The organism is Pseudomonas sp. 4CAES_32.4, assembly GCF_058136335.1.
On the sequence record NZ_CM176882.1, the window covers coordinates 63324 to 89461 of the forward strand.

The window sequence follows — 26138 nt, forward strand, 5'->3', positions numbered from 1 at the left end:
GCTAATCCAACTACGGCTAAGGGTTAAGTTATGGACCGGGTTTACTCGCTCATCCAAAGGATGATGGCTTGGTAATCCTCGGCACTGCAGTCCATGCACAAACCACGCGGCGGCATCGCCTTGAAACCCTGGGTCACGTGTCGCACCAGCGTCCCCATACCTTTCGCCAACCTCGGCGTCCAAGCTGCCTGATCGCCTCTTTTGGGCGCCATGGGTAGTTGGCCGGAATGACAGGCACCACAAACACGGTTGTACACAGCTTCCGGATCCTGTGTAGCCTGTGCGCTGTAAAGCGGCATCAAGACTCCGGCAGCCAGCAGCCATTTCGTCATAAAACGACCTTTTCAGGGTTGAGAGCGTTCTGCGTTCTAATGCGCAATCAAAGTCTGTCGCTCTCGTGAACTTAATCCTACGCTGGGACAAAGCACACACAAAATCTGCGGCATTATATACTGGCGTCACTGAAACGGAAGCGACACCGCGTTCCGCGCCCAATCCCGGCGCCGCCCACATCGGAAATCCCATGCAACTCAAGAATCCCATCCTCGGCCTGTGCCAACAGTCCACGTTCATGCTCAGTGCCGCCAAAGTCGATCAATGCCCTGACGACGAAGGCTTCGAAGTGGCGTTTGCCGGTCGTTCCAACGCCGGCAAATCCAGCGCACTGAACACCCTGACTCACGCCAGCCTGGCGCGTACCTCGAAAACTCCGGGTCGCACACAGCTGTTGAACTTCTTCAAGCTAGACGAAGATCGCCGTCTGGTCGACCTGCCCGGCTACGGTTACGCAAAAGTACCGATCCCGCTGAAGATGCACTGGCAGCGTCACCTTGAGGCTTACCTCGGTGGCCGCGAGAGTTTGAAGGGTTTGATCCTGATGATGGACATCCGTCATTCAATGACCGACTTCGACCTGCTGATGCTCGACTGGGCCGTTGCGGCCGGCATGCCAATGCACATCCTGCTGACCAAGGCCGACAAGCTGACCTACGGCGCAGCCAAGAACACCCTGCTCAAAGTGCAGTCGGAAATTCGCAAGGGCTGGGGCGATCAAGTCACCATTCAGCTGTTCTCGGCGCCAAAACGCATGGGCCTGGAAGAGGCCTACACTGTATTGGCAGGCTGGATGGAACTGGCGGATAAAGGTGCTGAATTGCCTGCTGAGTAAATCGCAGGCAAAAAAAGCCCCGGATTTCATTGGGGAGGGAGAAATTCCGGGGTTTAAGTTCCGAACCGCTAGGGCGGGGTTCAGATATCTGCCAACACTTAACACAACATAGGAGCATCGAAGGGCTTCACCAGCCATTCAGTATCTCTGAGTGGTGTCCTTCCAGATTAGTTCAGATTTTTTTCAAAAAGCTTTGGAATAAACCCAAGCGCTTTTCGTAATAAGCAGGTTTTACCGGCGTTGCCGCGACAACGGGTCGCGGCAGACCGAGATCAATGGCTCAGTGAGCCTCATCCCAATTGTTGCCCACACCGACTTCGACCAGCAGCGGCACATCCAGTTTCGCCGCTTCGCTCATGTGTACGCGAATCTCGGCGCTGACCTGTTCGACCAGATCCTCACGAACCTCCAGCACCAATTCATCGTGCACCTGCAGAATGACTCTGGCGTCCAGCCCGGAGGTCGCCAGCCAGTTATCCACCGCGACCATGGCTTTCTTGATGATGTCGGCAGCCGTGCCCTGCATCGGCGCGTTGATCGCTGTGCGTTCGGCGGCAGCGCGTTCCTGCGGCTTGTTCGAGTTGATCTCCGGCAGGTACAGACGACGACCGAAGAACGTCTCGACATAACCCTGATCCGCCGCCTGCGCGCGGGTGCGATCCATGTACTCGCGAACGCCTGGATAGCGGGCGAAGTAGGTGTCGATGTAAGCCTTGGCGGTCTTGGTGTCGACGCCGATGTCCTTGCCGAGCTTCTGCGCGCCCATGCCATAGATCAGGCCGAAGTTGATCGCCTTGGCGCCACGGCGCTGGTCCGAGCTCACTTCGTTGAGCTCGACCTTGAACACTTCGGCAGCGGTGGCGGTGTGCACGTCGAGGTTGTTGCGGAAGGCGTTCATCAGGCCTTCGTCTTTGGACAGGTGCGCCATGATCCGCAGTTCGATCTGCGAATAGTCCGCCGCCAGCAGTTTGTAGCCTTTCGGCGCGACGAACGCCTGACGGATGCGTCGGCCTTCAGGGGTACGCACCGGAATGTTCTGCAGGTTCGGGTCGCTGGAGGACAAGCGACCAGTCGATGCCACGGCCTGGTGATACGAAGTGTGGATACGCCCGGTGCGCGGGTTGATCTGCTCCGGCAGGCGATCGGTGTAGGTGCTTTTCAGCTTGCTCATCGAACGGTGCTCCATCAGCACCTTCGGCAAGCGGTGATCGTCTTCGGCGAGTTTCGCCAGCACTTCTTCGGCGGTGGACGGCTGACCTTTGGCGGTCTTTTTCAGCACCGGCAGGCCGAGTTTCTCGTAGAGAATCACGCCCAACTGCTTCGGCGAGCCGAGGTTGAATTCTTCCCCGGCGATCTCGAACGCTTCGCGCTCCAGCGCGACCATTTTGTCGCCCAACTCGATGCTCTGCACGCCCAGCAGTGCCGCATCAACGTACGCGCCTTGGCGCTCGATGCGCGCCAGCACCGGCACCAGCGGGATTTCGATGTCGGTCAGCACGCTGGCCAGGCTCGGGATGGCGCTGAGTTTTTCGAACAGGGTCTGATGCAGACGCAACGTGATGTCAGCGTCTTCAGCGGCGTACGGGCCTGCCTGTTCCAGGGCGATCTGGTCGAAGGTCAGCTGCTTGGCGCCTTTGCCGGCGATGTCCTGGAAGCTCACGGTGGTGTGATCCAGGTACTTCTGCGCGAGGCTGTCCATGTCGTGGCGGGTGGCGGTGGAGTTGAGCACGTAGGACTCAAGCATCGTGTCGAAGGCGATACCGCGCACGGTAATGCCTTGGCTCTGATCGCCGCCGATGGCGCAGTTGGCCAGGATATTCATGTCGAACTTGGCGTGCTGGCCGACCTTGAGCTTGCTCGGGTCTTCCAGAATCGGCTTCAGCGCGCGCAGCACGGTGTCGCGATCCAACTGCTCCGGCACGCCGATGTAGGAGTGGGTCAGCGGAATGTACGCGGCTTCGTTGGCCTGCACGGCGAACGACAGACCGACCAGTTGCGCCTGCTGCGCGTCGATGCCGGTGGTTTCGGTGTCGAAAGCGAACAGCTTGGCGTTGTTCAACTTTTCCAGCCAGACGTCGAACCGTGCCTGATCGAGGATGGTTTCGTAAGCGGCTTCAGCAGGAGTGGCGGGCGCTTCGTCCGCTGGCGCGCTGAACAGATCGCCGGCCGGCGCAGGCTCGGCGGCTGCGCTCAATTCCAGACGTTTGGCGTCGCGATCCAGATCATTGATCCAGCTTTTGAATTCCAGCAGCGAGTACAGCTCGTACAGCTTGGCCGGGTCTTCTGCGCCCATTTGCAAGTCATCGAGTTCGATGTCCAGCGGCACGTCGATCTTGATGGTCGCCAGTTGATAGGAGAGGAAAGCCATCTCCTTGTGCTCTTCGAGCTTGGCCGGCAGGGTTTTCGCGCCGCGTATCGGCAGGGTCGGGACGATGTCGAGGTTGGCGTACAGCTCGGTGAGGCCGCCGTTGACCCCGACCAACAGGCCGGACGCGGTTTTCGGGCCGATGCCCGGAACGCCCGGAATGTTGTCGGACGAATCGCCCATCAGTGCCAGATAATCGATGATCTGCTCCGGAGCGACGCCAAATTTCTCCTTCACGCCTTCCACGTCCATCGAACTACCGGACATGGTGTTGACCAAGGTAATGTGGCCATCGACCAGTTGCGCCATGTCCTTGTCGCCAGTGGAGATGATCACCGGGCGATCCGCCGCCGCGCTGCTGCGCGCCAGGGTGCCGATGACGTCGTCGGCCTCGACGCCTTCCACGCACAACAGCGGGAAACCGAGGGCAATCACGCTCTGGTGCAGCGGCTCGATCTGCACGCGCATGTCGTCAGGCATGCTTGGGCGGTTGGCTTTGTATTCGGCGTACATCTCATCGCGAAATGTCCCGCCCTTGGCGTCGAACACCACGGCGAACGGGCTGTCCGGGTACTGCTTGCGCAGACTCTTGAGCATGTTCAGCACGCCTTTGACCGCACCGGTCGGCAGGCCTTTGGAGGTGGTCAGTGGTGGCAGCGCGTGAAAGGCGCGGTACAGGTAAGACGAACCGTCCACCAGGACGAGGGGGGCTTGGCTCATGAGCAGGATCAACCTTTTCGGCGGGTCCGGCGCTAGAATAGCGGGACCGTTGACGACAAAGGGACAAGGTTATCATGCGTACGTTAAATCGCTTGCTGCTGGTCGGTCTGATTGCTGCCTCACCGTTGGCCGCGATGGCGGCGGATGATGCGCCCGCTTCGGAGCCGGAAGTTACGATCAACACGCACACGGAAGGCGACAAGGTCATTCAGGAATACAGTCGCAGTGGCTTCGTCTATGCGATCAAGGTCACGCCGAAGGGTGGCAAACCGTATTTCCTGGTGCGCGCTGATGGTACGGACGCGAACTACATTCGCTCCGACCAGCCGGATATGCTGATTCCGTCGTGGGAAATCTTTACCTGGAAGTAAGATTCCCGACTTTTAATCGGCGTCGCCTGAGCGCGACGCCTGAACTGAGCAGTTTTTAACCATGTCTGTGTTCACTCCCCTGGCTCGGCCCGAGCTGGAAACCTTTCTCGCCCCTTACGGGCTTGGCCGTCTGCTTGATTTCCAGGGGATCGCCGCCGGCAGCGAAAACACCAACTTCTTCATCAGCCTGGAGCAGGGCGAATTCGTCCTGACCCTGGTCGAGCGCGGCCCGGTGCAGGAGATGCCGTTTTTCATCGACCTGCTCGACGTACTCCACGAAGCCGATCTGCCGGTGCCGTACGCACTGCGCACCACCGACGGCGTGGCGTTGCGTGAGCTGAAAGGCAAACCGGCGCTGTTGCAACCGCGGCTGTCCGGCAAGCACATCAAGGTCGCCAATGCCCAGCATTGCGCGCAGGTCGGCGAGTTGCAGGCGCACCTGCACCTGGCGACCCAGGGCGAGCGCATGATCAAGCGCAAGACCGACCGTGGTCTGGACTGGATGCTGGAGGAGGGCACGGAGCTGCTCTCGCACCTGAGCGATGAGCCGCGTGCCTTGCTGCAAAAGGCACTGGATGAAATCACCGAGCGCAAAGACAAGATTCTCGCGCTGCCTCGGGCGAACATTCATGCCGACCTGTTCCGCGACAACGCGATGTTCGAAGGCACGCACCTGACCGGGCTGATCGACTTCTACAACGCCTGCTCAGGGCCGATGCTCTACGACGTGGCGATTGCTTTGAACGACTGGTGCTCGGACGAGGACGGTTTGATCGATGGGCCGCGTGCCCGCGCGTTCCTTGGCGCTTATGCGGCGCTGCGCCCGTTCACAGCGGCGGAGGCTGAGTTGTGGCCGACCATGCTGCGCGTGGCCTGTGTGCGGTTCTGGCTGTCGCGGTTGATCGCGGCGGAGCAGTTTGCCGGGCAGGATGTGTTGATTCACGATCCAAAAGAGTTTGAGCAGCGATTGGCGCAGCGGCAGCAGGTCAATACACCGTTGCCTTTCGCGCTTTAAGATCAAAAGATCGTCCGAACGGGGCCCGAGCCTTCGGACGATCTTTTTCTATGGGTTTACAGAGACTCCAGGCACCCGGCCAAATCATTCCCCAACTTCTCCAGCACCTGCTCATACCCCTGAGCCGTCGCCGGCGTGTACCCGCCCAGCGCATCCAGCTCCGCCAGTTTTACTGGCAAACCCGCCACCAGGGTTTCAGCCAAGCGCGGGCGCAACGGTGGTTCGCTGAACACACAGGTCTTGCCGACTTCCTGCAAACGCTTGCGCATCGCCGCGACATGTTGCGCACCTGGCTGCACTTCCGCCGCAACGCTGAACACGCCGGTGTGCTTCAGGCCATAAGCCTCTTCAAAGTAATCAAACGCCTCGTGGAAAACGAAGTACGGCTTGCCTTCAACGCTGGCCAGACGCTTTTTCAAACGCAGATCCAGTGCATCCAGACGCTCATCAAATGCCTTGGCGTTGCTCTGATAGCGTTCGGCATTCGCCGGATCAGCAGCGCTGAGGTCAGCGGCCATTTTGTCGGCGATTACCCGCGCATTCACCGGCGATAACCACAAATGCGCGTCCAGCGTGCCCGGACGGTGATCGTGATCATGCTCGTCGGCGTCTTCGGCATGGGAGTGGCTGTCTTCAGCGAAACGGCGCAGCTTCATCCCCGGCAGGTCCTGCACCGCCACGCTTGGCAACGTACGACCGTTCAGCACGCGCGGCAGGAAACCTTCCATGTCCGGGCCGATCCAGTACAGCAGATCGACCGACTGCACCTTCCGTACGTCGGATGGCCGCAGCGCGTAATTGTGCGGCGAGGCACCCGGCGGCAGCAGCACTTCGGGAATTGCCACGCCGTCCTGCACGGCCGCTGCAATCAGCTGCAACGGCTTGATGCTGGTGAGGACTTTGACCTCGGCCTGAGCCGAACCGATCAGCAGAAAACTGGCGACAAAAGCCACAAAAACAGAAAAAAGTCGGGACACGATGACCACTCAAGGAGGCGAGAACGGGTAACATAATAACGTCTCTATCAAAACTCGTCGCCGCCCATGCCTATTACACCGATTGCCAGCCGTCCCCACGACCACTCTCATTGCGTGCACAGCGCTTTGTCCGAGGCCGATACCTTGTGCGCTCAGAAAGGCTTGCGCCTGACCGCGTTGCGCCGCCGGGTGCTGGAATTGGTGTGGCAGAGCCACAAGCCGCTGGGCGCCTACGACATTCTCGCCGTGCTCAGCGAGCAGGACGGCCGCCGCGCTGCGCCGCCAACCGTCTACCGCGCGCTGGATTTCCTGTTGGAAAACGGCCTGGTGCACCGCATCTCCTCGCTCAACGCCTTCGTCGGCTGCGTGCACCCGGAACACGCGCATCAGGGCCAGTTTCTGATCTGCCGCGATTGCCACGCCGCCATCGAACTTGAGCAAAAAGTGATCAGTGACGCGATCATCAACAGCGCCAAAGACGTTGGCTTCATCGTCGAAGCGCAGACCGTCGAAGTCGTCGGCCTGTGCTCCGGTTGCCAGGGGGCTTGATGAGCAATGCGCTGATCCGTCTGGAACAGGTCGCCGTCACGTTTGCCGGGCAGGCTGTGCTGGACAACATCGAGCTGAGCGTCGAGCCGGGGCAGATCGTCACCCTGATCGGCCCCAACGGCGCTGGCAAGACTACCTTGGTGCGCGCGGTACTCGGCTTGCTCAAGCCGGACAGCGGCAGCGTCTGGCGCAAGCCGAAACTGCGCGTCGGCTACATGCCGCAAAAACTTCACGTCGACCCGACCTTGCCACTCTCGGTGCTGCGCTTTCTGCGCCTGGTGCCGGGCGTTGATCGTCCGCGTGCGTTGGCGGCGTTGAAGGAAGTCGGTGCCGAGCACGTTATCGACAGCCCGGTGCAAAGCGTTTCCGGTGGTGAAATGCAGCGTGTGCTGCTGGCGCGAGCACTGCTGCGCGAGCCGGAATTGCTGGTGCTCGATGAACCAGTACAAGGCGTCGACGTCGCCGGCCAAGCCGAGTTGTATAGCCTGATTACACGTCTGCGTGACCGCCATGGTTGCGGCGTGTTGATGGTGTCCCACGATTTGCATCTGGTGATGAGTACCACCGATCAGGTGGTCTGCCTCAACCGTCACGTCTGCTGCTCCGGGCATCCCGAGCAGGTCAGCGGCGATCCCGCGTTCGTCGAGTTGTTCGGCAAGAACGCGCAGAGCCTGGCGGTTTATCACCACCATCATGACCACGCTCACGACCTGCACGGTTCGGTAGTCAAAGGGCCAGTTGTTGGCCAACCTCACGTTCACGGAGACAACTGCAAGCATGGCTGATTTTCTGTTGTATGCCCTGCTTGCAGGTCTGGCGTTGGCGATCGTTGCAGGTCCGCTGGGTTCGTTTGTGGTTTGGCGGCGCATGGCCTATTTCGGCGACACCCTGTCCCACGCCGCGTTGCTTGGTGTGGCTTTGGGCTTTTTGCTGGATGTCAGCCCGACGGTGGCTGTGACGGTCGGTTGCCTGCTGCTGGCGGTGCTGCTGGTGACGTTGCAGCAGCGTCAACCACTGGCGTCCGACACGCTGTTGGGAATTCTCGCACCGAGCACGCTCTCTCTCGGCCTAGTGGTACTAAGCTTCATGCATGAAGTGCGGATCGACCTGATGGCCTATCTGTTCGGCGACCTGCTGGCGATCAGCCCGACCGATCTGGCGTGGATCCTCGGCGGCAGCGCGGCGGTGCTGGTGTTGCTGGTCACGTTGTGGCGGCCATTGCTGGCGATCACCGTGCACGAAGAACTGGCCAGGGTTGAAGGCCTGCCGGTCGCCGGCCTGCGTATGGCGCTGATGCTGCTGATTGCGGTGGTGATCGCGGTGGCGATGAAAATCGTCGGTGTGTTGCTGATTACCTCGCTGTTGATCATCCCGGCGGCTGCGGCACAGCGTCACGCCCGTTCGCCGGAGCAGATGGCACTGGGCGCGAGCCTGCTGGGCATGCTCGCCGTGTGCGGCGGGCTGGCGTTGTCGTGGTTCAAGGACACCCCGGCCGGGCCGTCAATCGTTGTGACGGCGGCCGCACTGTTTCTGTTGAGTTTTGTTCTGCCCCGTCGTGGGGTGTAGACTTGGCCGCTTTTTGCGCAAATAGAGAGTCGCAGGAATGAAGCCGTTCGCCTCCCGTTATCTGCTCCTTGTCGCATTTTCAGTGCTGCTGGGCGCCTGCCAAAGCACGCCGCCGGTGGCTGAAGTCCCCGATGCGCGGGCTACGGCCATCGCACAGCTGGAGCAAAGCCTGGCCAGCAGCGAACTGGCCACTGCCGAAGACCAGTTGGCCGTTTTGCAGAAAGAAACCCCAAACGACCAATCCCTTGAGCAATACCAACGGCAGCTTGCCGAAGCGTATCTGCGTCGCAGCCAGATCGTGCTGCAGAAGGGAGATGTGAATGCGGCCGCCACAGCGTTGAGCCGTGCTCGCGCACTGATGCCGAAAGCCCCGGCGCTGACCGGTGGCGTCAACGGTGCCATCACTGAAGCGCGCAAGGCTGAGCTGGAAAAGGCTGAAGCTGCATTGTTGGCCGCCGAAGCCAAGCCGAAAGCCAAGGTGATCGATCCGACTGCCGAGAGCACCACGGTGGCGCTGAACATCACCGATAGCCGCAAACTTCGCCGGCAATTGGATGCCATCGCCGCCGATGTGGTGAATTATGAGTGTGGGGTGACCCTTCAGGCGCCACGCACGAATGATTATCCATGGTTGGCGACGTTGCTGACCAAGCGGGTGAAGAAGTTGAACCCGGATTTTGATCTGAAAATTGAGAAGCAGATCGTGCGTACAGTGCCGGCGCAGATGGTTCTGAGCCCGCGTAAACCGTAAAAAAGATCGCAGCCTGCGTCAGCTCCTACACAGTCATTCCCTGTAGGTGCTGCCGAAGGCTGCGATCTTTTGCTTTTAAGCCGGAATGGCTTTCGCCTTAGGCTCCCGATCCCAAACCCGATGCTGCCCGATCGCCGCAAAGAATGGCTTGGTCAACGCCGGCACATCCTTGCCCTGCAGCAAACCAGCATCCGCCTCCAGCTTCAGCAGATCCTGCAACTGCTTGGCATCCCCGTGCAACGCAATCGCCTTCAAGTGCTTGTACGCCTCCAGCAGGTAATGCAACGCCACGCCGTCGCCGCTCAACGCCTTGACCGACGCCGCGCCACCCGGCACAAACACCGCGTCGAAGATCACTGACGGCATGCCTTCCATGGACGCATCCACAGGCAACATCTTGCCGTCCGCAGTCTTCACCGGCGCCGAAGTCGGCCCCAGCAACTTGGCGTGCGCACCTTCAGCGGCCAGCGCCTTCTTCATTGCATCAATCGCCGCACCATCGACGCCGTTCGCGGCAAGAATCGCCACTTTTCGGGTTTTGATGTTCTCTGGCAGCAGATTTGCCTGGCTCAGTGCTGGCGAGTGATCGAAAGACACCTTGCGCGCATCCACCGTGCCTTTGGCAGGTGCAGGCAGACCCAGATTGGCCGCGACACGCTTGGCCAGTTCCAGATCGATGTTGGCGAGAATCTCGTTCACTTCCCGCGCACGGATAAATTCACGCTCTACTTTGCCCAGCTCGAAGCTGTAAGCCGCAATGATGTGCTCTTTCTCGTGGTCGCTCATGCTGTTGAAGAACAAGGTCGCCTGGGAGAAGTGATCGCTGAACGACTCGCTGCGCTGGCGGATCTTGTTGGCATCGATGCGCTCTGGATAACTCTCGAAACCACCATCCTGCGCCGCCGGTGGCGTTTCTTTCGGCCAGCCGCCATCAATCGAGTTCGGTTCATAAGAAGCGCGGCCCTTGTCGATCACCGTGCGGTGCTGCGCATCGCGCTGGCCATTGTGGAACGGTGCGACCGGGCGGTTGATCGGCAACTCATGAAAATTCGGCCCACCGAGTCGGCTGATTTGCGTATCGGTGTAGGAAAACAGCCGGCCTTGCAGCAGCGGGTCATTGGAGAAATCGATGCCCGGCACGATGTGGCCAGGGCAGAACGCAACCTGCTCGGTCTCTGCGAAGAAGTTGTCCGGGTTGCGGTTCAACGTCATTTTGCCCAGCGGCGTGATCGGCACGATCTCTTCTGGGATCAGTTTGGTCGGGTCGAGGATGTCGAAATCGAAGTCGTGCTCGTTTTCTTCTTCGATGACCTGCACGCCCAACTCCCATTCCGGGTAGTCGCCCATCTCGATCGCTTCCCAAAGGTCGCGACGATGATAGTCGGTGTCCTTACCGGCGAGCTTCTGCGCCTCGTCCCACACCAGCGAGCAAGTGCCGGCAGTAGGGCGCCAGTGGAATTTGACGAAGCGTGATTTGCCTTCAGCGTTGATCAACCGGAAGGTGTGCACGCCGAAGCCCTGCATGCTGCGCAGGCTTTTCGGGATCGCCCGGTCGGACATCGCCCAGATGACCATGTGCGCCGATTCCGGCACCAGGGAGACGAAGTCCCAGAAGGTATCGTGGGCCGAGCCGCCGGTAGGGATTTCATTGTGTGGCTCAGGTTTTACCGCGTGAACGAAGTCGGGAAACTTGATCGCGTCTTGAATGAAAAACACCGGCATGTTGTTGCCGACCAGGTCGAAGTTGCCTTCATCAGTGAAGAACTTCACCGCGAAACCGCGCACGTCTCGTACCGTGTCACCGGAGCCACGCGGCCCCTGCACCGTGGAAAAGCGCACGAACACCGGAGTTTTTTTCCCCGGATCCTGTAGGAAACCGGCCTTGGTCAGCGTCGAATGGTTCTCGTAGGCCTGAAAGAAACCATGGGCGCCAGTGCCGCGCGCGTGAACGATGCGCTCCGGGATCCGCTCATGGTCAAAATGCGTGATCTTTTCCCGCATGATGAAGTCTTCAAGCAGCGACGGCCCACGGGGGCCGGCCTTGAGGGTGTTCTGGTTGTCGGCGATCTTTACGCCTTGGTTGGTCCGCAGGGCCTGGCCGGTGGCGTCGGAGCGAAACTTCTCGAGGCTGTCGAGTTTGGCGTTGGTGTTGGCGCGATCCGGGGTATCGGTTCCGGCCATCTGGCTTTTATCGGTCGTAGGCTTCTTGCTCATCAGTCGTAAACTCCTCGGTTGACCCCGATGCTTGCCGGGGACTCTTGAGTGGTTCCCGGGCACGGCACCCAGGGTTTTCAAGTCGCTTAACTAGTGACTGACGGGCTGCTTTGGACGTTCCTTTTTTATGACCTTTGATCTTGTTATTGCCAAATCGAAGGTTAATTGCGAAATAAATGCTAAGAACCTCTATACGGACAGGCTAAAATGCGCGCCCGGCTAACCGCTGATCCTTTTCTAACGCGCCCCACAAGGTTCGCTACGTGATCGAGTTTCAAAACGTCCACAAGACTTACCGCGTCGCCGGTAAGGACATTCCCGCGCTGCACCCGACCAGTCTCTCCATCGAGAACGGGCAGGTGTTCGGCCTGATCGGCCATTCCGGCGCGGGCAAAAGTACCCTGCTGCGCCTGATCAATCGCCTGGAAGACTCCAGCGGCGGCAAGATCTTTGTCGACGGCGAAGAAGTCACTGCGCTGGACGCCAACGGCCTGCGCCGTTTCCGCCAGCAAGTCGGGATGATCTTCCAGCACTTCAACCTGCTCGCCTCCAAGACTGTCGCTGACAACGTGGCGTTGCCGCTGACCCTGGCCGGTGAACTGTCGAGCAGCGACATCGACAAGCGCGTCGCCGAGTTGCTGGCGCGGGTCGGCCTGTCCGATCACGCCAGGAAGTACCCGGCGCAATTGTCCGGTGGCCAGAAGCAGCGCGTCGGCATCGCCCGCGCCCTGGCGACCAAGCCGAAGATTCTGCTGTGCGACGAGGCCACCAGTGCCCTCGACCCGCAGACCACCGCGTCGGTCCTGCAACTGCTGGCCGAGATCAACCGCGAACTGAAGCTGACCATCGTCCTGATCACCCACGAGATGGACGTGATCCGTCGCGTCTGCGACCAAGTGGCGGTGATGGATGCTGGCGTGATTGTTGAGCAAGGTTCGGTGGCCGATGTGTTCCTGCATCCAAAACACCCGACCACCAAGCGTTTCGTCCAGGAAAGCGAGCAGGTCGACGAAAGCGAGCAGCGCGATGACTTCGCTCACGTGCCGGGCCGCATCGTGCGTCTGACCTTTCAGGGCGAAGCGACCTACGCGCCGTTGCTCGGTACTGTCGCCCGGGAAACCGGCGTCGACTACAGCATCCTCGCCGGTCGCATCGACCGCATCAAAGACATTCCGTACGGGCAATTGACCCTCGCCGTCACCGGTGGCGACATGGAAGCGGCGTTCGCCCGCTTCACCGCCGCTGACGTTCACATGGAGGTATTGCGCTAATGGAAGACCTGATCAGTTTCTTCACCAACATCGATTGGTACGAAATCTGGCTGGCCACCGGCGACACCATGCTGATGCTTGGCGGATCGCTGCTGTTCACCGTGCTGCTCGGCCTGCCGCTGGGCGTGCTGCTGTTCCTCTGCAGCCCGCGTCAGTTGCTGGAAAACCGTGGCCTTTACGCGTTCATGTCGCTGGCAGTGAACATTCTGCGTTCGCTGCCGTTCATTATTCTGTTGATCGTGATGATCCCGTTCACCGTGCTGATCACCGGCACGTCGCTGGGCGTGGCCGGTGCGATTCCGCCGTTGGTCGTCGGTGCGACACCGTTCTTCGCGCGTCTGGTGGAAACCGCGCTGCGTGAAGTCGATCGCGGCATCATCGAGGCGACGCAGTCGATGGGCGCGACCACGCGGCAGATCATCATGAACGCCTTGCTGCCGGAAGCCCGCCCGGGCATCTTCGCGGCGATTACGGTGACGGCAATTACACTGGTGTCCTACACGGCGATGGCCGGTGTGGTCGGCGCCGGTGGTCTGGGTGACCTGGCCATTCGTTTCGGCTACCAGCGTTTCCAGACTGACGTGATGATCGTCACCGTGGTGTTGCTGTTGATTCTGGTGCAAGTGCTGCAAATGGTGGGCGACCGCTTGGTCGTGCATTTCTCGCGCAAATAAGCAGTTTTGTATTGAACAGATGAGCCGGCCATTCGCTGGCAGGCGCCAGACGGGCGCCTCATAAGGAGTTAGCTGAATGAAAAAACTGATCGCTGCTTTTGCTGCCGTTGCAGCATTCTCGGCCCACGCCGAAACCCTGACCGTGGCCGCTACCCCGGTGCCGCACGCAGAAATCCTCGAGTTCGTGAAGCCGGCACTGGCCAAAGAAGGCGTGGATCTGAAGGTCAAGGTCTTCACCGACTACATTCAGCCGAACGTACAGGTCGCCGAGAAGCGTCTGGACGCCAACTTCTTCCAGCACCAGCCATACCTCGATGAATTCAACAAGGCCAAGGGCACCGACCTGGTCGCCGTGACCGGTGTGCACCTGGAGCCGCTGGGCGCTTACTCGAGCAAGATCAAGGATCTGAAGGATCTGCCAAGCGGTGCCAACGTGGTGATCCCGAACGACGCCACCAACGGCGGCCGTGCGCTGTTGCTGCTGGCCAAGGCTGGCGTGATCACTTTGAAGGACCCGACCAACATCCTGTCGACCGTCAAAGACATCGCGACCAACCCGAAAGACCTGAAGATCCGTGAACTGGAAGCCGCGACCATCCCGCGCGTGCTGACCCAGGTCGATCTGGCGCTGATCAACACCAACTACGCGCTGGAAGCCAAGCTCGATCCGTCCAAGGATGCGCTGGTAATCGAAGGCAACGACTCGCCGTACGTGAACATCCTCGTGTCCCGCCCGGACAACAAGGACAGCGACGGGATGAAGAAACTGGCTGCAGCCCTGCACAGCCCGGAAGTGAAGCAATTCATCACCGAGAAGTACAAGGGCGCGGTATTGCCGGCGTTCTGATCGCTCTTTCGGCTTGATCGTGCCCATGCTCCGCGTGGGCATGCATCCCAGGACGCTCCGCGTCCGCTGGGACGCAGAGCGTCCCTTGCTGCATTCCCACGCAGAGCGTGGGAACGATCAAAAAAAGGGGACGCCATGAGCGTCCCCTTTTTTTGTTTGAAATACCGACCCTGTAGGAGTGAGCCTGCTCGCGATCGCGGTATAGCTGTCACATCAATATTGGATGTGCCGACGTCATCGCGAGCAGGCTCACTCCTACAAGGGATCAACGGTGTTCTTATTTGCGGTTGAGCATCACCGGGAGTTGCGCGACCAGTTTGGCGTTGTTCAACGGCGCTCGAATAAACCCACGCTGAGTGCCATCCGGCCCGATCACCGCCAGATTCCCACTGTGATCCACGGTGTAATTCGGCTTGCTGGTATCCGCCGGAATAAACGGAATACTCACCGCATTCGCGACCTTCTGCAGCTCTTCAATCGAAGTCGGCGTCAGGCCAACAAACTGCGGATCAAAGTAGCCCAGATACTGCTTCAACTGCTTCGGGTTATCGCGGTTCGGGTCAACGCTCACCAGCACGATCTGCAACTTATCCACAGCGTCTTTCGGCAGTTCACTCTTGATCTGCCGCAGCTGCGCCAGCGTGGTCGGGCAGATGTCCGGGCAGAAGGTGTAGCCGAAGAACAACAGACTCCACTTACCCTTCAACTCATTGATCGCGACCGGTTTGCCGTCCTGATCGGTCATCGTCACGTCCGGCAGGGTGCGGCTCTGCGGCAGCAGGATGATGCCAGCGTCGATCAGCGCTGTGGGGTCGCCCTGGCCCTTGCCGCTCAGCACTTTGTTGACGGTCAGGCCGAGGATCAGCGCGATCACGGCGACGAGGATGAAGACGGTTTTCTGGGTTCGAGTCATAGGTTCAACAGTAAGTAGTGGTCTACGAGCAGGGCAATGAACAGCAGAAACAAGTACCAGATAGAGTACTTGAAGGTGTTGATCGCCGCGTGCGGCCGAGTGCCACGGTACAGCACCACCGCCCATTGCAGAAACCTTGCGCCCAGACCCAGTGCGCAAATCAGGTAGAGCACGCCGCTCATGTGGATCACGTACGGCAGCAGACTCACCGCCAGCAGCGCGAAGGTGTACAGCAGAATGTGCACTTTGGTGTAGTGCTCGCCGTGGGTGACCGGCAGCATCGGGATGTCAGCCTTGGCGTATTCCTCCTTGCGATGGATCGCCAGCGCCCAGAAATGCGGCGGCGTCCAGGCGAAGATGATCAGCACCAGCAACAACGGTTCGGCGCTGACATGGCCAGTGGCAGCCGTCCAGCCAAGCAGCGGTGGTGCGGCGCCGGCGAGGCCACCGATGACGATGTTCTGCGGCGTCGCGCGTTTGAGGAAACCGGTGTAGATCACTGCGTAACCGAGCAGCGAAGCGAGGGTCAGCCACGCCGTCAACGGATTGGTGAAGGTCAGCAACAAGGCCTGACCGAGCAGCGCCAACACCAGTGCAAAGGTCAGTGCCGCCGCTGGCGAAACTCGTCCTTCCGCGAGCGGCCGCTTGTGCGTGCGCGCCATCACCGCATCAATGCGCCGATCCACCACATGATTGACCGCCGCTGCGCCGCCCGCACACAGGGCAATCCCCAGATTGCCAAACACCAGCACCGTCCACAGCACCCCGGCGCGGGTGGCGAGGAACATGCCGACCAGCGAGGTGATCAGCATCAGCACCACGACTTTCGGTTTGGTCAGCTCCAGATAGTCACGCCACAGCGCTTGGGCGGGACGTTCGCCAATCAGAATCGCCACGGCGTTTCTCCTTTTATTGTGATGGGCGCGGCGGCGTGTTTGCGCGGGCTCAAGCGCCAGCGTGCGAGCACCGGTTGTTTCACCCGAACGAGACTGGTGCGCGCGTGGTAATTGACCAGCACCATGGTCAGCAGCAGCGCCGCACCGCCGGCGTTATGCGCGACCGCCACGGGCAGCGGCAGATGGAACAGCACGTTGCTGATGCCGAGGGTTATTTGTGCGGCGAGGGCAATCAGCACCAGACCGGCCAGGCGCGTCATGCCGACCACTTTCAATTGCCACGCGAGACCGAGCAGCACCAGCGTCACCAGCAAAGCGCCGATCCGGTGAGTCAGGTGAATCGCCGTGCGCGCATCACTGTCGAGTTGCCCGCCCAGATAGTTCGGGCCGATGTGTTGAGTCAGATGAAACCCATTGGCGAAATCTGCCGGCGGCAGCCATTGGCCGTGACAGGTGGGGAAGTCGATGCACGCCACCGCTGCGTAGTTGGAACTGACCCAGCCACCCAGCGCGATCTGACCAATCACCAGCAGCAATCCCGCCGTCGCCCAATACTGCAAACGCTTGGGCACGGTCAGCGCCGGTAGCACGCCGGACAATCTAAGCGTCAGCAAAAACAACAAACTCAACGTCGCAAAACCGCCGAGCAAATGCCCGGTGACCACTTGTGGCCAGAGCTTGAGCGTCACTGTCCACATGCCGAACGCCGCTTGCGCAAACACCACCGCCAGCAGAAACAGCGGCAGCTTCAACGGCTGCCCCGGATGACGACGATTGACCCACGCACGCCCGGCGAGAATTGAAATGAGCAGGCCGAGGGTGCCGGCGAAGTAGCGGTGGATCATCTCGTTCCAGCCCTTGTGCGCCTCCACCGGCGAGTCGGGGTAATGCAGTTCGGCATGGGCCAGTTGGGCTTCGCTTTTCGGCACGCTGATAAAACCGTAGCAGCCCGGCCAGTCCGGACAGCCGAGGCCTGCGTGGGTCAGGCGCGTATAGGCGCCGAGCAGCACCACAATCAGGGCCAGCAGGGTGGCAAACAGCGCGAGGCGAAATCCAGGTTTGGCCATGACGATGCCCTTATCCGATGTTCGACAGTTTCAGCAGGTGACGCAGGTCGTTGAGCAGTTCCTTGCCCTTCACATTCGGCTCGTAACGCAGCACGAGGTTGCCGTGCGGGTCGATGATCCACAGCTGTGGCGTGGTTTTGTCGCCGGTCGTCTTGTTGAACACAGCGGCGTCCAGCGGGTAGCGTTGCAGCTGTGGATATTCGCGGCTCAGCTTGGCGTCGTAATCGGCGCTCACCGGTTGCGCGGCGGCGAGGGCGTGGCTGGCGCGACCGGCGTCACGACCGAGGCCGATCTGAATCTGCCGTGCCAGATACACCAGTTGCTGGCAATCCACCGCGCAATCCTTCGGCGCGGTAATCAGCATCTGCCAACGATCTTCCTCGGCCTGCACGCCGAGGTCGGCGCGGGTCTGGCCGTTGCCGATCAGTTCGCCGTGATAGCTGCGACCTTCCGGCACCCAGAACTGCAATTTGTACATGCCGGTGGCGAGCACCATCGGGCCAATCACGCCGAGCAAAATCAGCAGTAACTGAATGCGCCCGCGACGGCGGCTGGCGGCAGGTTTCGCCTCAGACATGCTGGGTGGATTCATGGCCGTTCCCATGGTGTTTCTCCTTTGCATTGTGCAAGCCCAAATAGATATAGAGGCCGAGCAGGGCGGTGGCCATGGCAAACCACTGCACGGCGTAACCGAGGTGTTTTTCCGGGCCCATGGCAACCACCGGCCATTCGGCCTCGTAGCTGGCCGGGCCGGGTTCGGCGCGTAATTCGTAGGCGAAGCCATCACGGTCGAGGGTTTTCCACAGCTTGGCCGGCTCGACGGCGGTGATGGTTTGCGGCCAGGTACTGCTGACCGGATCGGCGTGCAACTGGAAAGTGGCGCCGGGTGCGATGTAGACCCAGGCGTCGACATTCAACGCCTCAGTGGGCGTGGTGAATTGCGGCGGTACACGGCGATCCGGCCATGGCAACCAGCCGCGATTGACCAGCAGCCAGAGGCCGGTGCGTTGATCCTGAAACGGTTGCAGCAACTCGACGCCGACCTTGCCGTTACGCTGACGGTTATCCAGCAGCAAGCTGTGTGCGGCATCGAACTGGCCGTGCAGGTGCACGCGGCGATAGGCCGGATCGGCGCTGTTAAGGAGTTCGCTGCTGGCCATCGGTTCGGCTGCGCGGCGTTCGGCGTAACTGGCGAGCAGTGCGCTTTTCTCGGCGCCACGGCTCAGTTGCCAGAAGCCCAAAGACACCAGCAACGGCAGCAATAACGCGACCACCACGGTCGGTATTACGCCCGGGCGAAACCGCTTCATGGCTGCGCCACAAAGTCAGTCGTTGCGCTCGCTATACTCAACTGCATCGCCTGTCCCCCGGAGTTCTTCCCATGCTCAAAACAGCGATCGTCCTGATGCTGATTGCCACGGTGATCAGCCTGTTCAGCGGCCTGTTTTTCCTGGTCAAGGACGACAGCAGTTCCAATCGCCTGGTCATCGCCTTGAGTGTTCGGGTGGCATTGGCCGCTGCAACCGTCGGCTTGATCGCCTGGGGTTTTTACAGCGGCCAATTGGTCTCCCACGTGACGTGGTAGCTACGAGCTTCTAGCTTTGAGCTGCAAGCTTGGAGCTTGAAGCTCGGCTGTTTTTAGAGCACATACACGAAGATAAACAAGCCGATCCACACCACGTCGACGAAGTGCCAATACCAGCTCGCCGCTTCGAAACCGAACTGGTGCTCGTTGTCGAAGTGGCCCTTCATGATGCGCATCAGCATCACAAACAGAATGATCGTGCCGATGGTCACGTGGGCGCCGTGGAAACCGGTGAGCATGAAGAACGTCGCGCCATAAATGCCCGAACCGAGGGTCAGGCCCAGTTCGTGATAGGCGTGGATGTATTCTTCAGCCTGGAAACCGAGAAACGCGCACCCGAGCAACACGGTGATCGCCAGCCAGATTTTCAGCGCGCCGCGATGGCCCTTCTTCAAGGCATGGTGGGCGATGGTGATGGTCACGCTGGAACTGACCAGCAGGATCGTGTTGATCAGCGGCAAGCCCCACGGGCTGATGACGTCCTTGGGCGGCGGGAACAGTTTCGGATCCGGCGTGTGCAGCAGCGGCCAGGTGAACTGAAAGTTCGGCCACAGCATGTGGGCGATGCCTTTCGGCCCTTCACCACCGAGTGCCGGCCCGGAGACGTGGCGCACGTAAAACAGCGCACCGAAGAAGGCGACGAAGAACATCACCTCGGAGAAGATGAACCAACTCATGCCCCAGCGAAACGAGCGATCCAGCTGCGCGCTGTAGAGTCCCGCGCGACTTTCCTTGATCACCGCGCCGAACCAGCCGAACAACATGTACGCCAGCAACAGGCCACCGACGAAAAAGATGTACGGGCCGTGGGATTCCGGGCGCGTCGCCTTCAGATCGTTGAACCAGACAGCCAGGCCGTACACGGTGATGGCCATGCCGAAGGTGGCGATGATCGGCCATTTGCTTTGGGCCGGAACGTAATAATGCTCATGAGTTGCCATTTATTGTTCTCCTTATCGGGCACGCTCAACCGCCAGTGTTTACAGCCACCGGAGGATGTCGGGCGGTGATATCGAACAGCGTGTAGGACAGCGTCAGGTGCTTCACATCCTTGGGCATGTCGCGGTCAACAATGAAGCGCACTGGCATCTCGATCTGCTGACCGGGCTGCAGCACCTGCTGGGTAAAACAAAAGCATTCGGTCTTGTGGAAATACGCCGCCGCGTTGCTCGGCGCGATGCTCGGCACGGCTTGCGCACTCATCGGTTTGTCTGTGGGGTTGCGCGCGATGAAGATCATTTCGTTGACTGCGCCAGGGTTGGCGGTGAGTTCGTCATGTTTGGGATAAAAATCCCACGGCATGTCGATGTTGTTGGTCGACAGAAACTGCACGCGCACCTGGCGCGAAGTGTCGACCACTTGCTCACCCTCGTACTGCCCGGCGGTCTTGCCGTTGATGCCGAAGGCTTTGCACATCACGTCGTAGATCGGCACCAGGGCAAAACCGAAAACGAACATCGCCGCCACGACACCCAGCAGGCGGGTGACGAGTTTTTTTGTCGAGATCGAGTCAGCCATGGTTTTCAGCCTCCACACGAGTCCCTGTGGGAGCTGGCTTGCCAGCGATGGCTGCCTGCCTGACACACTGCGCTGGCCCTATCGCTGGCAAGCCAGCTCCCACAGGGTTTGTCACAGGACTGATGGTGTTCATTTCACTTCCGGCGGTGTGGTGAAGGTGTGGTACGGCGCCGGAGACGGCACGCTCCACTCCAGACCTTCCGCGCCATCCCAAGGCTTGGCCGGTGCCGGCGGGCCGCCGCGAATAGTCTTGATCACGATGAACAGGAAGAAGATCTGCGTGGCGCCGAACATGAACGCGCCAATCGAGGAGACCATGTTGAAGTCGGCGAACTGCAGGTTGTAGTCCGGAATCCGTCGCGGCATCCCCGCCAAGCCCACGAAGTGCATCGGGAAGAAGGTCAGGTTCATGCCGACGAACGACAGCCAGAAGTGCAGCTTGCCGAGGGTTTCGTCGTACATGTGGCCGGTCCATTTCGGCAGCCAGTAATAGGTCGACGCGAAGATCCCGAAGATCGCCCCCGGTACCAGCACGTAGTGGAAGTGCGCGACCACAAAGTAGGTGTCCTGATACTGGAAGTCCGCCGGGGCGATGGCCAGCATCAGCCCGGAGAAACCGCCGATGGAGAACAGGATCACGAACGCCACCGCAAACAGCATCGGCGTCTCGAAGGTCAGCGAGCCTTGCCACATGGTGCTGGCCCAGTTGAACACCTTCACTCCGGTCGGCACCGCGATCAGCAGCGTCGCGTACATGAAGAACAGCTCACCCACCAGCGGAATGCCGACCACGAACATGTGGTGCGCCCAGACGATGAACGACAGGAAGGCGATGCTCGCCGTGGCGTAGACCATCGATGTGTAGCCGAACAGCGGCTTGCGCGAGAAGGTCGGGATGATCGAGCTGACGGCGCCGAAGGCCGGCAGGATCATGATGTACACCTCGGGGTGGCCGAAGAACCAGAACACGTGCTGGAACAACACCGGGTCACCGCCACCGGCAGCACTGAAGAAACTGGTGCCGAAGTGGATGTCCATCAGCATCATCGTCACGCACCCGGCCAGCACCGGCATCACCGCGATCAGCAGGAATGCGGTGATCAGCCAGGTCCAGACGAACAACGGCATTTTCATCAGGGTCATGCCGGGGGCGCGCAGGTTGAGGATGGTCGCGACCACGTTGATCGCGCCCATGATCGAACTGATCCCCATCAGGTGGATGGCGAAGATGAAAAACGTCACGCTTTCCGGCGCGTAGGTTGTCGACAGCGGCGCGTAGAACGTCCAGCCGAAGTTCGGCCCGCCACCGGGGGTGAACAGGGTCGACACCAGAATCAGGAACGCCGCCGGCAGCAGCCAGAAACTGAAGTTGTTCATCCGTGGCAGGGCCATGTCCGGCGCGCCGATCATCAACGGGATCATCCAGTTGGCGAGGCCGACGAACGCTGGCATCACCGCACCGAAGACCATCACCAAGCCATGCATGGTGGTCATCTGATTGAAGAACGCCGGCTCGACGATTTGCAGCCCCGGCTGGAACAGTTCGGCACGAATCACCATCGCGAACGTACCGCCGAGCAGGAACATGGAGAATGCAAACCACAGGTACAGCGTGCCGATGTCCTTGTGGTTGGTGGTCAGCACCCAGCGCATCAGGCCTTTGGCGGGGCCGTGGGCGTGGTCGGCATGACCGTGGTCATCGATGACAGCGCTCATGGCCGGTCTCCTTTACGTGAGTGGATGGGGCAGGCCGGGGCGCGCGGCCCCGACCGGTTCACGACGTACGCGATAGACCGGCTCATTTGCTTTCCGCCTGTTTCAGCTCCAGCACTTCTTTTGGCGTGACCATGTCGCCCTTGTTGTTGCCCCAGGCGTTACGTTCGTAGGTCACGACCGCTGCGATATCGACTTCCGACAGTTGCTTGCCGAACGCCGCCATGGCGGTGCCGGGCTTGCCGTGGAAAACAATGCTCAGATGGCCTTCTTTCGGTCCGGTGGCGATTTTCGAGCCCTTGAGCGCCGGGAACATCGGCGGCAGGCCCTGGCCTTCGGCCTGGTGACAGGCGACGCAAGTGGTGTGGTAGATCTTGTCGCCACGTTCCTTGAGTTCGTCGAGGGTCCATTCCTTGCTGGTCAGCTCTTTGAGCTGCGCGGCCTCGGCCTTGCGATCGGCGAGCCACTTGTCGTAGTCGGCCTTCTCCTTGACCTCGACCACGATCGGCATGAAGCCGTGATCCTTGCCGCACAGTTCGGCGCACTGACCACGGTAAATGCCGGGCTTGTCGATGCGCGTCCACGCTTCGTTGACGAACCCCGGAATCGCATCGCGTTTCACCGCGAAGGCCGGCACCCACCAGGAGTGGATAACGTCGGCGGACGTGACGAGGAAGCGCACCTTGGCCCCGGTCGGCAGCACCAACGGCTTGTCGACCTCGAGCAGGTAATGCTCGCCCTTGGCTTCCTTGTTGTGGATCTGGTCGGCGGGGGTGGCCAGGTTGCTGAAGAACTCGACGTCCTGGCCCAGGTATTTGTAGTGCCACTTCCACTGATAACCGGTGATCTGGATATCGATATCCGGCTCACTGGTGTCGTACATCTTGATCAGGGTGGCGGTCGCCGGCACTGCCATCGCCACCAGAATCAGCAGCGGCACGACGGTCCAGAGAATTTCGACGGTGGTGCTTTCGTGGAATTTTGCGGCGACCTGCCCGGTAGAACGGCGGTGCACCATCATCGACCAGAACATGGCGCCGAAGACGATGATCCCGATCACCACACAGATCCAGAAAATGGTCATGTGCAGGTCGAATACTGCGTGACTGATTTCAGTCGCTCCAGGCGCCATATTCACAGTCCAGGCAGCGTGTGCCGGACTGAAAATCGACCACAACAGGAGGCCCATCCAGACGTGTGGATGTCGCATCATTGCGGGTTCCCCTTATCGTTCTTGTTATCCCGCCGGCTTTCGCCTGCGGCAAGGGAGCGGCTGCATCAGACTACGAACTTGAATCGCCGGGCCTTGCTGCGGGTGCAGTCGGGCGTCATCAGCTAACTCCATTCATTGGCGAGTATAGACAGCGTCGGGAAATTGCAATGTGCCGAGGTAAATCATCTGAAACAGCTGGCACTTGCGTTCAAGGTCACGAATGGAGAAGGATGCAGACGAGTGGTGGCAAATCGATATAACGCAGGCGCATCAAGGATGAAATAATTATGACAAATGCGTCTTAGCAATTTTCGTAAGCCAGCTAACTTATGTCTTCCCTCTTTCATTGCCTTGTTTCCTGGAGTTTTCATGAACACCGCCGCATTGCGCGAGCAGATCCAAAAAGCCCAACAGCACGAAAAAGACACCGGCCTGCTGACCCGTCAGCTGGAAAGCAAGCTGCCTCATTTACACCCGGCCATCCAGTTGCCGGAAGCCGACGCCCAAGGCGTGCTGACGCGTTTTGTCGCCGCCTACATCGATGAAGTGCCAGACCTGCTAGATGCAGCCAATGAAGTCGCCAGGGAAGCGGGAATCGAATCGCAGATCAAACCGGTGCTGAAAATCGCCGAGCAGTATTTCCTCCAGCCGCCGGCGATCATGGCCGGGCACGTTGGCCTGGACAGCCTGCTCGACGAGGCCTATCTGGCGCACCGTTTTGTCGAAGAGGTCAACGACCTGTACATCAAGCATTTCGGCCAGCCATTGATCCCCTTGGACATGACGGTCGCCAACTTGATTGCTCACCAATTGATCGGTGAGGAATTTGCCAACCAACTGGACGAAGCGGTGCATCACGCCATCGACGAGATGCTCAACGACGAAAGTTTTGCCCTGGAATCGGTAGAAATCTACCGCGACAAACTCAGCAGCCCGGACACCGGCGCCGCGTGGAAACGCTGGCCGTGCATGGGCCGCCGACTGGGTGTCGGCCTGGAACTCGACCAGCCTGCTGCGTAATCCAGAGCTACACCCAAATACCTGTGGGAGCTGGCTTGCCAGCGATAGCGGTGGATCAGTCAACATTGTCTGTGACTGATAGACCGCCATCGCTGGCAAGCCAGCTCCCACAGGGTTTGTTTTTGGACTGGGAAATTTAACCGGCCGCACCGATACCAGTGTTCGTCCGAACCCGTCCCTCAAGCCTGCGCTTCAACCCGCGCGACTCGATCAACAGCTTCGAGCCCTTCGCCGCATTCGCCCGGCCCCATTCTTCCAGCAACTCCAGACACGAGTGGTCGATGTAGCTCAGGTTATTGAGTGGCACATGCACCGTCGTACCCACCGGAATACTGCCCAGCACTTGGGTGAGTGCCGGCACCTTGAGGAAGGTCGCCGCGCCGACCAGACGCAACTCCATCTCGCCGTCCTGAGGTAGGTCGATCAGGCTGATCTTCAACCGCGAAGCCTTGAACGCCAGTTTCAACAGGGTCAGACCGAAACCGAGCAGCACACCGGTCAGCAGGTCAGTGAAGATGATCGCCAACGCGGTCGCCGCGTAAGTGAACATCGGCATCCGCCCATAACGGCTCAAGCCGCGGAAGGCTTTCAGGTCGACCAGTTTGAAACCGGTGTACACCAGCACGCCCGCCAGACTCGCCACCGGAATGCTTTGCAGCACGCTCGACAGCAACAGCACGAACGCCAGCAGCCACAGGCCATGGAAGATCGTCGAATAACGCGTGGTCGCACCGGCCTGAACGTTGGCCGAACTGCGCACGATCACCCCGGTCATCGGCAGCGCCCCGAGCAGACCGCAGAGCATATTGCCGACGCCTTGCGCCGACAGTTCACGGTCGAAGTCCGAGCGTACGCCGCTGTGCATGCGATCCACCGCGGCGGCAGACAGCAGCGTTTCGGCGCTGGCGATAAACGCCACGGCGAAGGCAGCGATCAGCAGCGTCGGATCGGCCAGATTGAGCAGATCTGCCGGCCTCAGCCAATCAATGGCTTCCGCCAGATTCGCCGGCACCTCGACGCGCTTCACCTGCAACGCCAGCATCAAACTGGCAACCGTCGCCAGTCCCACCCCGAGCAGCGCGCCGGGAATAAAACGCAGCGAATGCGGGCGGAATTTTTCCCACACCCACATCACCGCAATCGTCGACAGCCCGAGCAACCCGGCCTGCCAGCCGAACGACGGCAACGCCTGTGCTACAGCTGCCGGGAACGCCGCGAGGTTATCCAGCCCGGAAGGTTTCGGCGATGCATCGAGCATCACGTGTACCTGAGAGAGCACGATCAACACGCCGATCCCGGCGAGCATGCCGTAGACCACTGCTGGCGCCGTGACCCGAAACCAGCAACCGAGCTTCAAGCGTCCGGCGACCAGTTGCAGGAAACCGGCGAGCAGCAGAATCGGCCCGAGCATCTCGATGCCGTGCTGGCGCACCAGCTCGAAGACCAACACCGCCAGACCCGCCGCCGGGCCACTGACCTGTAACGGCGAACCCGCCAGCCACCCGACCACCAGACCTCCGATGATCCCGGTAATCAAACCTTTGGCCGGCGGCAACCCTGAGGCAATCGCAATACCCATGCACAGCGGCAGGGCGACCAGAAACACAACCACTGAAGCGAGCAGCTCCCGTGGCAACACCGCTTTCAATTGAGCCGCACGCATGGCGATTCTCCCGAAGTTTTCTTCAGGCATGGCAAGGCCGGGCCGCTGAATCAGCGACCGGC

At 60.2% G+C, this 26138-nt stretch carries 26 protein-coding genes; 12 read left to right on the forward strand and 14 right to left on the reverse strand.

Annotated features, from left to right (window positions below; genetic code table 11):
• Nucleotides 1-41: 41 nt before the first annotated feature.
• The gene (locus tag AC3Y64_RS00300; protein WP_489986030.1) at nucleotides 42-332 is read right to left on the reverse strand and encodes a c-type cytochrome; all 291 of its coding nucleotides are present in this window, start codon (nucleotides 330-332) and stop codon (nucleotides 42-44) included.
• Between the two features lie 191 nt (nucleotides 333-523).
• Here AC3Y64_RS00300 and yihA point away from each other — a divergent pair, with 191 nt between their 5' ends.
• A complete protein-coding gene (gene yihA, locus AC3Y64_RS00305) occupies nucleotides 524-1168 on the forward strand; it encodes a ribosome biogenesis GTP-binding protein YihA/YsxC (RefSeq protein WP_489986031.1) in 645 nt (214 codons plus the stop codon).
• A 280-nt stretch (nucleotides 1169-1448) separates the two neighbouring features.
• On the opposite strand, the gene polA is transcribed toward yihA, so the two are convergent.
• Complete coding sequence (polA, locus tag AC3Y64_RS00310) at nucleotides 1449-4253, reverse strand: DNA polymerase I (protein WP_489986032.1); 2805 nt, start codon at nucleotides 4251-4253, stop codon at nucleotides 1449-1451.
• Nucleotides 4254-4327: 74 nt separating this feature from the next.
• On the opposite strand from polA, the gene AC3Y64_RS00315 reads away from it, so the two are divergent.
• Both AC3Y64_RS00315 and AC3Y64_RS00320 read left to right on the forward strand, forming a co-directional pair.
• Nucleotides 4328-4624, forward strand: a complete 297-nt coding sequence (locus AC3Y64_RS00315; protein ID WP_008081231.1) for a DUF2782 domain-containing protein — start codon at nucleotides 4328-4330, stop codon at nucleotides 4622-4624.
• A gap of 61 nt (nucleotides 4625-4685) precedes the next feature.
• A complete protein-coding gene (locus AC3Y64_RS00320; RefSeq protein WP_489986033.1) occupies nucleotides 4686-5639 on the forward strand; it encodes a homoserine kinase in 954 nt (317 codons plus the stop codon).
• A gap of 56 nt (nucleotides 5640-5695) precedes the next feature.
• Here AC3Y64_RS00320 and AC3Y64_RS00325 read toward each other — a convergent pair whose 3' ends face one another.
• Nucleotides 5696-6616 (reverse strand): zinc ABC transporter substrate-binding protein, encoded by a 921-nt coding sequence (locus AC3Y64_RS00325; RefSeq protein ID WP_489986034.1) that lies wholly within the window; start codon nucleotides 6614-6616, stop codon nucleotides 5696-5698.
• A 66-nt stretch (nucleotides 6617-6682) separates the two neighbouring features.
• Between AC3Y64_RS00325 and AC3Y64_RS00330 the strand changes: the two genes are divergently transcribed.
• The 4 genes from AC3Y64_RS00330 to AC3Y64_RS00345 are packed head-to-tail and all read left to right on the forward strand — an operon-like array spanning nucleotide 6683 to nucleotide 9482.
• Nucleotides 6683-7165 carry a Fur family transcriptional regulator gene (locus AC3Y64_RS00330; RefSeq protein WP_007911760.1) on the forward strand — a complete coding sequence of 161 codons (483 nt, stop codon included), beginning with the start codon at nucleotides 6683-6685 and terminating at the stop codon, nucleotides 7163-7165.
• A complete protein-coding gene (znuC, locus tag AC3Y64_RS00335) occupies nucleotides 7165-7950 on the forward strand; it encodes a zinc ABC transporter ATP-binding protein ZnuC (RefSeq protein WP_489986035.1) in 786 nt (261 codons plus the stop codon). The genes AC3Y64_RS00330 and znuC overlap by 1 nt, the downstream gene beginning before the upstream one ends.
• Complete coding sequence (znuB, locus tag AC3Y64_RS00340; RefSeq protein ID WP_150595857.1) at nucleotides 7943-8731, forward strand: zinc ABC transporter permease subunit ZnuB; 789 nt, start codon at nucleotides 7943-7945, stop codon at nucleotides 8729-8731. Before znuC ends, znuB begins: the two co-directional genes overlap by 8 nt.
• Nucleotides 8732-8768: 37 nt before the next feature.
• Complete coding sequence (locus AC3Y64_RS00345) at nucleotides 8769-9482, forward strand: PA5502 family lipoprotein (protein ID WP_489986036.1); 714 nt, start codon at nucleotides 8769-8771, stop codon at nucleotides 9480-9482.
• A 75-nt stretch (nucleotides 9483-9557) separates the two neighbouring features.
• Here the strand turns inward: AC3Y64_RS00345 and katE are convergent, their stop codons facing one another.
• The gene (gene katE / locus AC3Y64_RS00350) at nucleotides 9558-11699 is read right to left on the reverse strand and encodes a catalase HPII (RefSeq protein ID WP_489988041.1); all 2142 of its coding nucleotides are present in this window, start codon (nucleotides 11697-11699) and stop codon (nucleotides 9558-9560) included.
• A gap of 260 nt (nucleotides 11700-11959) precedes the next feature.
• On the opposite strand from katE, the gene AC3Y64_RS00355 reads away from it, so the two are divergent.
• The 3 genes from AC3Y64_RS00355 (at nucleotide 11960) to AC3Y64_RS00365 (ending at nucleotide 14488) form a co-directional block, all read left to right on the forward strand.
• Complete coding sequence (locus AC3Y64_RS00355; RefSeq protein ID WP_158959393.1) at nucleotides 11960-12967, forward strand: methionine ABC transporter ATP-binding protein; 1008 nt, start codon at nucleotides 11960-11962, stop codon at nucleotides 12965-12967.
• Nucleotides 12967-13641 (forward strand): methionine ABC transporter permease, encoded by a 675-nt coding sequence (locus tag AC3Y64_RS00360; RefSeq protein ID WP_016986455.1) that lies wholly within the window; start codon nucleotides 12967-12969, stop codon nucleotides 13639-13641. The genes AC3Y64_RS00355 and AC3Y64_RS00360 overlap by 1 nt, the downstream gene beginning before the upstream one ends.
• A 76-nt stretch (nucleotides 13642-13717) precedes the next feature.
• Nucleotides 13718-14488, forward strand: a complete 771-nt coding sequence (locus tag AC3Y64_RS00365) for a MetQ/NlpA family ABC transporter substrate-binding protein (RefSeq protein WP_489986037.1) — start codon at nucleotides 13718-13720, stop codon at nucleotides 14486-14488.
• A gap of 277 nt (nucleotides 14489-14765) precedes the next feature.
• Here AC3Y64_RS00365 and AC3Y64_RS00370 read toward each other — a convergent pair whose 3' ends face one another.
• Genes AC3Y64_RS00370 through AC3Y64_RS00390 form a run of 5 tightly spaced genes read right to left on the reverse strand, consistent with a single transcriptional unit; the run spans nucleotide 14766 to nucleotide 18674 of the window.
• Nucleotides 14766-15401: an SCO family protein gene (locus tag AC3Y64_RS00370; protein WP_463554444.1), complete on the reverse strand. Its 636-nt coding sequence runs from the start codon at nucleotides 15399-15401 to the stop codon at nucleotides 14766-14768.
• Nucleotides 15398-16297, reverse strand: a complete 900-nt coding sequence (cyoE, locus tag AC3Y64_RS00375) for a heme o synthase (RefSeq protein ID WP_489986038.1) — start codon at nucleotides 16295-16297, stop codon at nucleotides 15398-15400. Before cyoE ends, AC3Y64_RS00370 begins: the two co-directional genes overlap by 4 nt.
• On the reverse strand, nucleotides 16285-17364 hold the full coding sequence (locus tag AC3Y64_RS00380) for a COX15/CtaA family protein (RefSeq protein ID WP_095113101.1): 1080 nt from the start codon (nucleotides 17362-17364) through the stop codon (nucleotides 16285-16287). The genes cyoE and AC3Y64_RS00380 overlap by 13 nt, the downstream gene beginning before the upstream one ends.
• Nucleotides 17365-17374: 10 nt before the next feature.
• Nucleotides 17375-17968 (reverse strand): hypothetical protein, encoded by a 594-nt coding sequence (locus AC3Y64_RS00385; protein ID WP_489986039.1) that lies wholly within the window; start codon nucleotides 17966-17968, stop codon nucleotides 17375-17377.
• Nucleotides 17934-18674: an SURF1 family protein gene (locus AC3Y64_RS00390; protein WP_489986040.1), complete on the reverse strand. Its 741-nt coding sequence runs from the start codon at nucleotides 18672-18674 to the stop codon at nucleotides 17934-17936. The genes AC3Y64_RS00385 and AC3Y64_RS00390 overlap by 35 nt, the downstream gene beginning before the upstream one ends.
• A gap of 71 nt (nucleotides 18675-18745) precedes the next feature.
• Here AC3Y64_RS00390 and AC3Y64_RS00395 point away from each other — a divergent pair, with 71 nt between their 5' ends.
• Nucleotides 18746-18949, forward strand: coding sequence for a twin transmembrane helix small protein (locus tag AC3Y64_RS00395; protein WP_102902573.1), 204 nt, complete (start codon nucleotides 18746-18748; stop codon nucleotides 18947-18949).
• 53 nt (nucleotides 18950-19002) lie between these two features.
• On the opposite strand, the gene AC3Y64_RS00400 is transcribed toward AC3Y64_RS00395, so the two are convergent.
• The 4 genes from AC3Y64_RS00400 to coxB form a co-directional block, all read right to left on the reverse strand.
• Nucleotides 19003-19890: a cytochrome c oxidase subunit 3 gene (locus tag AC3Y64_RS00400; RefSeq protein ID WP_122593163.1), complete on the reverse strand. Its 888-nt coding sequence runs from the start codon at nucleotides 19888-19890 to the stop codon at nucleotides 19003-19005.
• A gap of 25 nt (nucleotides 19891-19915) precedes the next feature.
• Nucleotides 19916-20467 carry a cytochrome c oxidase assembly protein gene (locus AC3Y64_RS00405; protein WP_489986041.1) on the reverse strand — a complete coding sequence of 184 codons (552 nt, stop codon included), beginning with the start codon at nucleotides 20465-20467 and terminating at the stop codon, nucleotides 19916-19918.
• A 129-nt stretch (nucleotides 20468-20596) separates the two neighbouring features.
• Entirely contained in the window at nucleotides 20597-22183 is a 1587-nt protein-coding gene (gene ctaD, locus AC3Y64_RS00410) for a cytochrome c oxidase subunit I (RefSeq protein ID WP_007911725.1), read from the reverse strand.
• Between the two features lie 82 nt (nucleotides 22184-22265).
• Nucleotides 22266-23393 carry a cytochrome c oxidase subunit II gene (gene coxB, locus AC3Y64_RS00415; protein WP_158959386.1) on the reverse strand — a complete coding sequence of 376 codons (1128 nt, stop codon included), beginning with the start codon at nucleotides 23391-23393 and terminating at the stop codon, nucleotides 22266-22268.
• Between the two features lie 369 nt (nucleotides 23394-23762).
• On the opposite strand from coxB, the gene AC3Y64_RS00420 reads away from it, so the two are divergent.
• The gene (locus tag AC3Y64_RS00420; RefSeq protein ID WP_158959385.1) at nucleotides 23763-24413 is read left to right on the forward strand and encodes a hypothetical protein; all 651 of its coding nucleotides are present in this window, start codon (nucleotides 23763-23765) and stop codon (nucleotides 24411-24413) included.
• Between the two features lie 136 nt (nucleotides 24414-24549).
• On the opposite strand, the gene AC3Y64_RS00425 is transcribed toward AC3Y64_RS00420, so the two are convergent.
• Entirely contained in the window at nucleotides 24550-26076 is a 1527-nt protein-coding gene (locus tag AC3Y64_RS00425) for a SulP family inorganic anion transporter (RefSeq protein ID WP_489986042.1), read from the reverse strand.
• Nucleotides 26077-26138 lie beyond the last annotated feature (62 nt).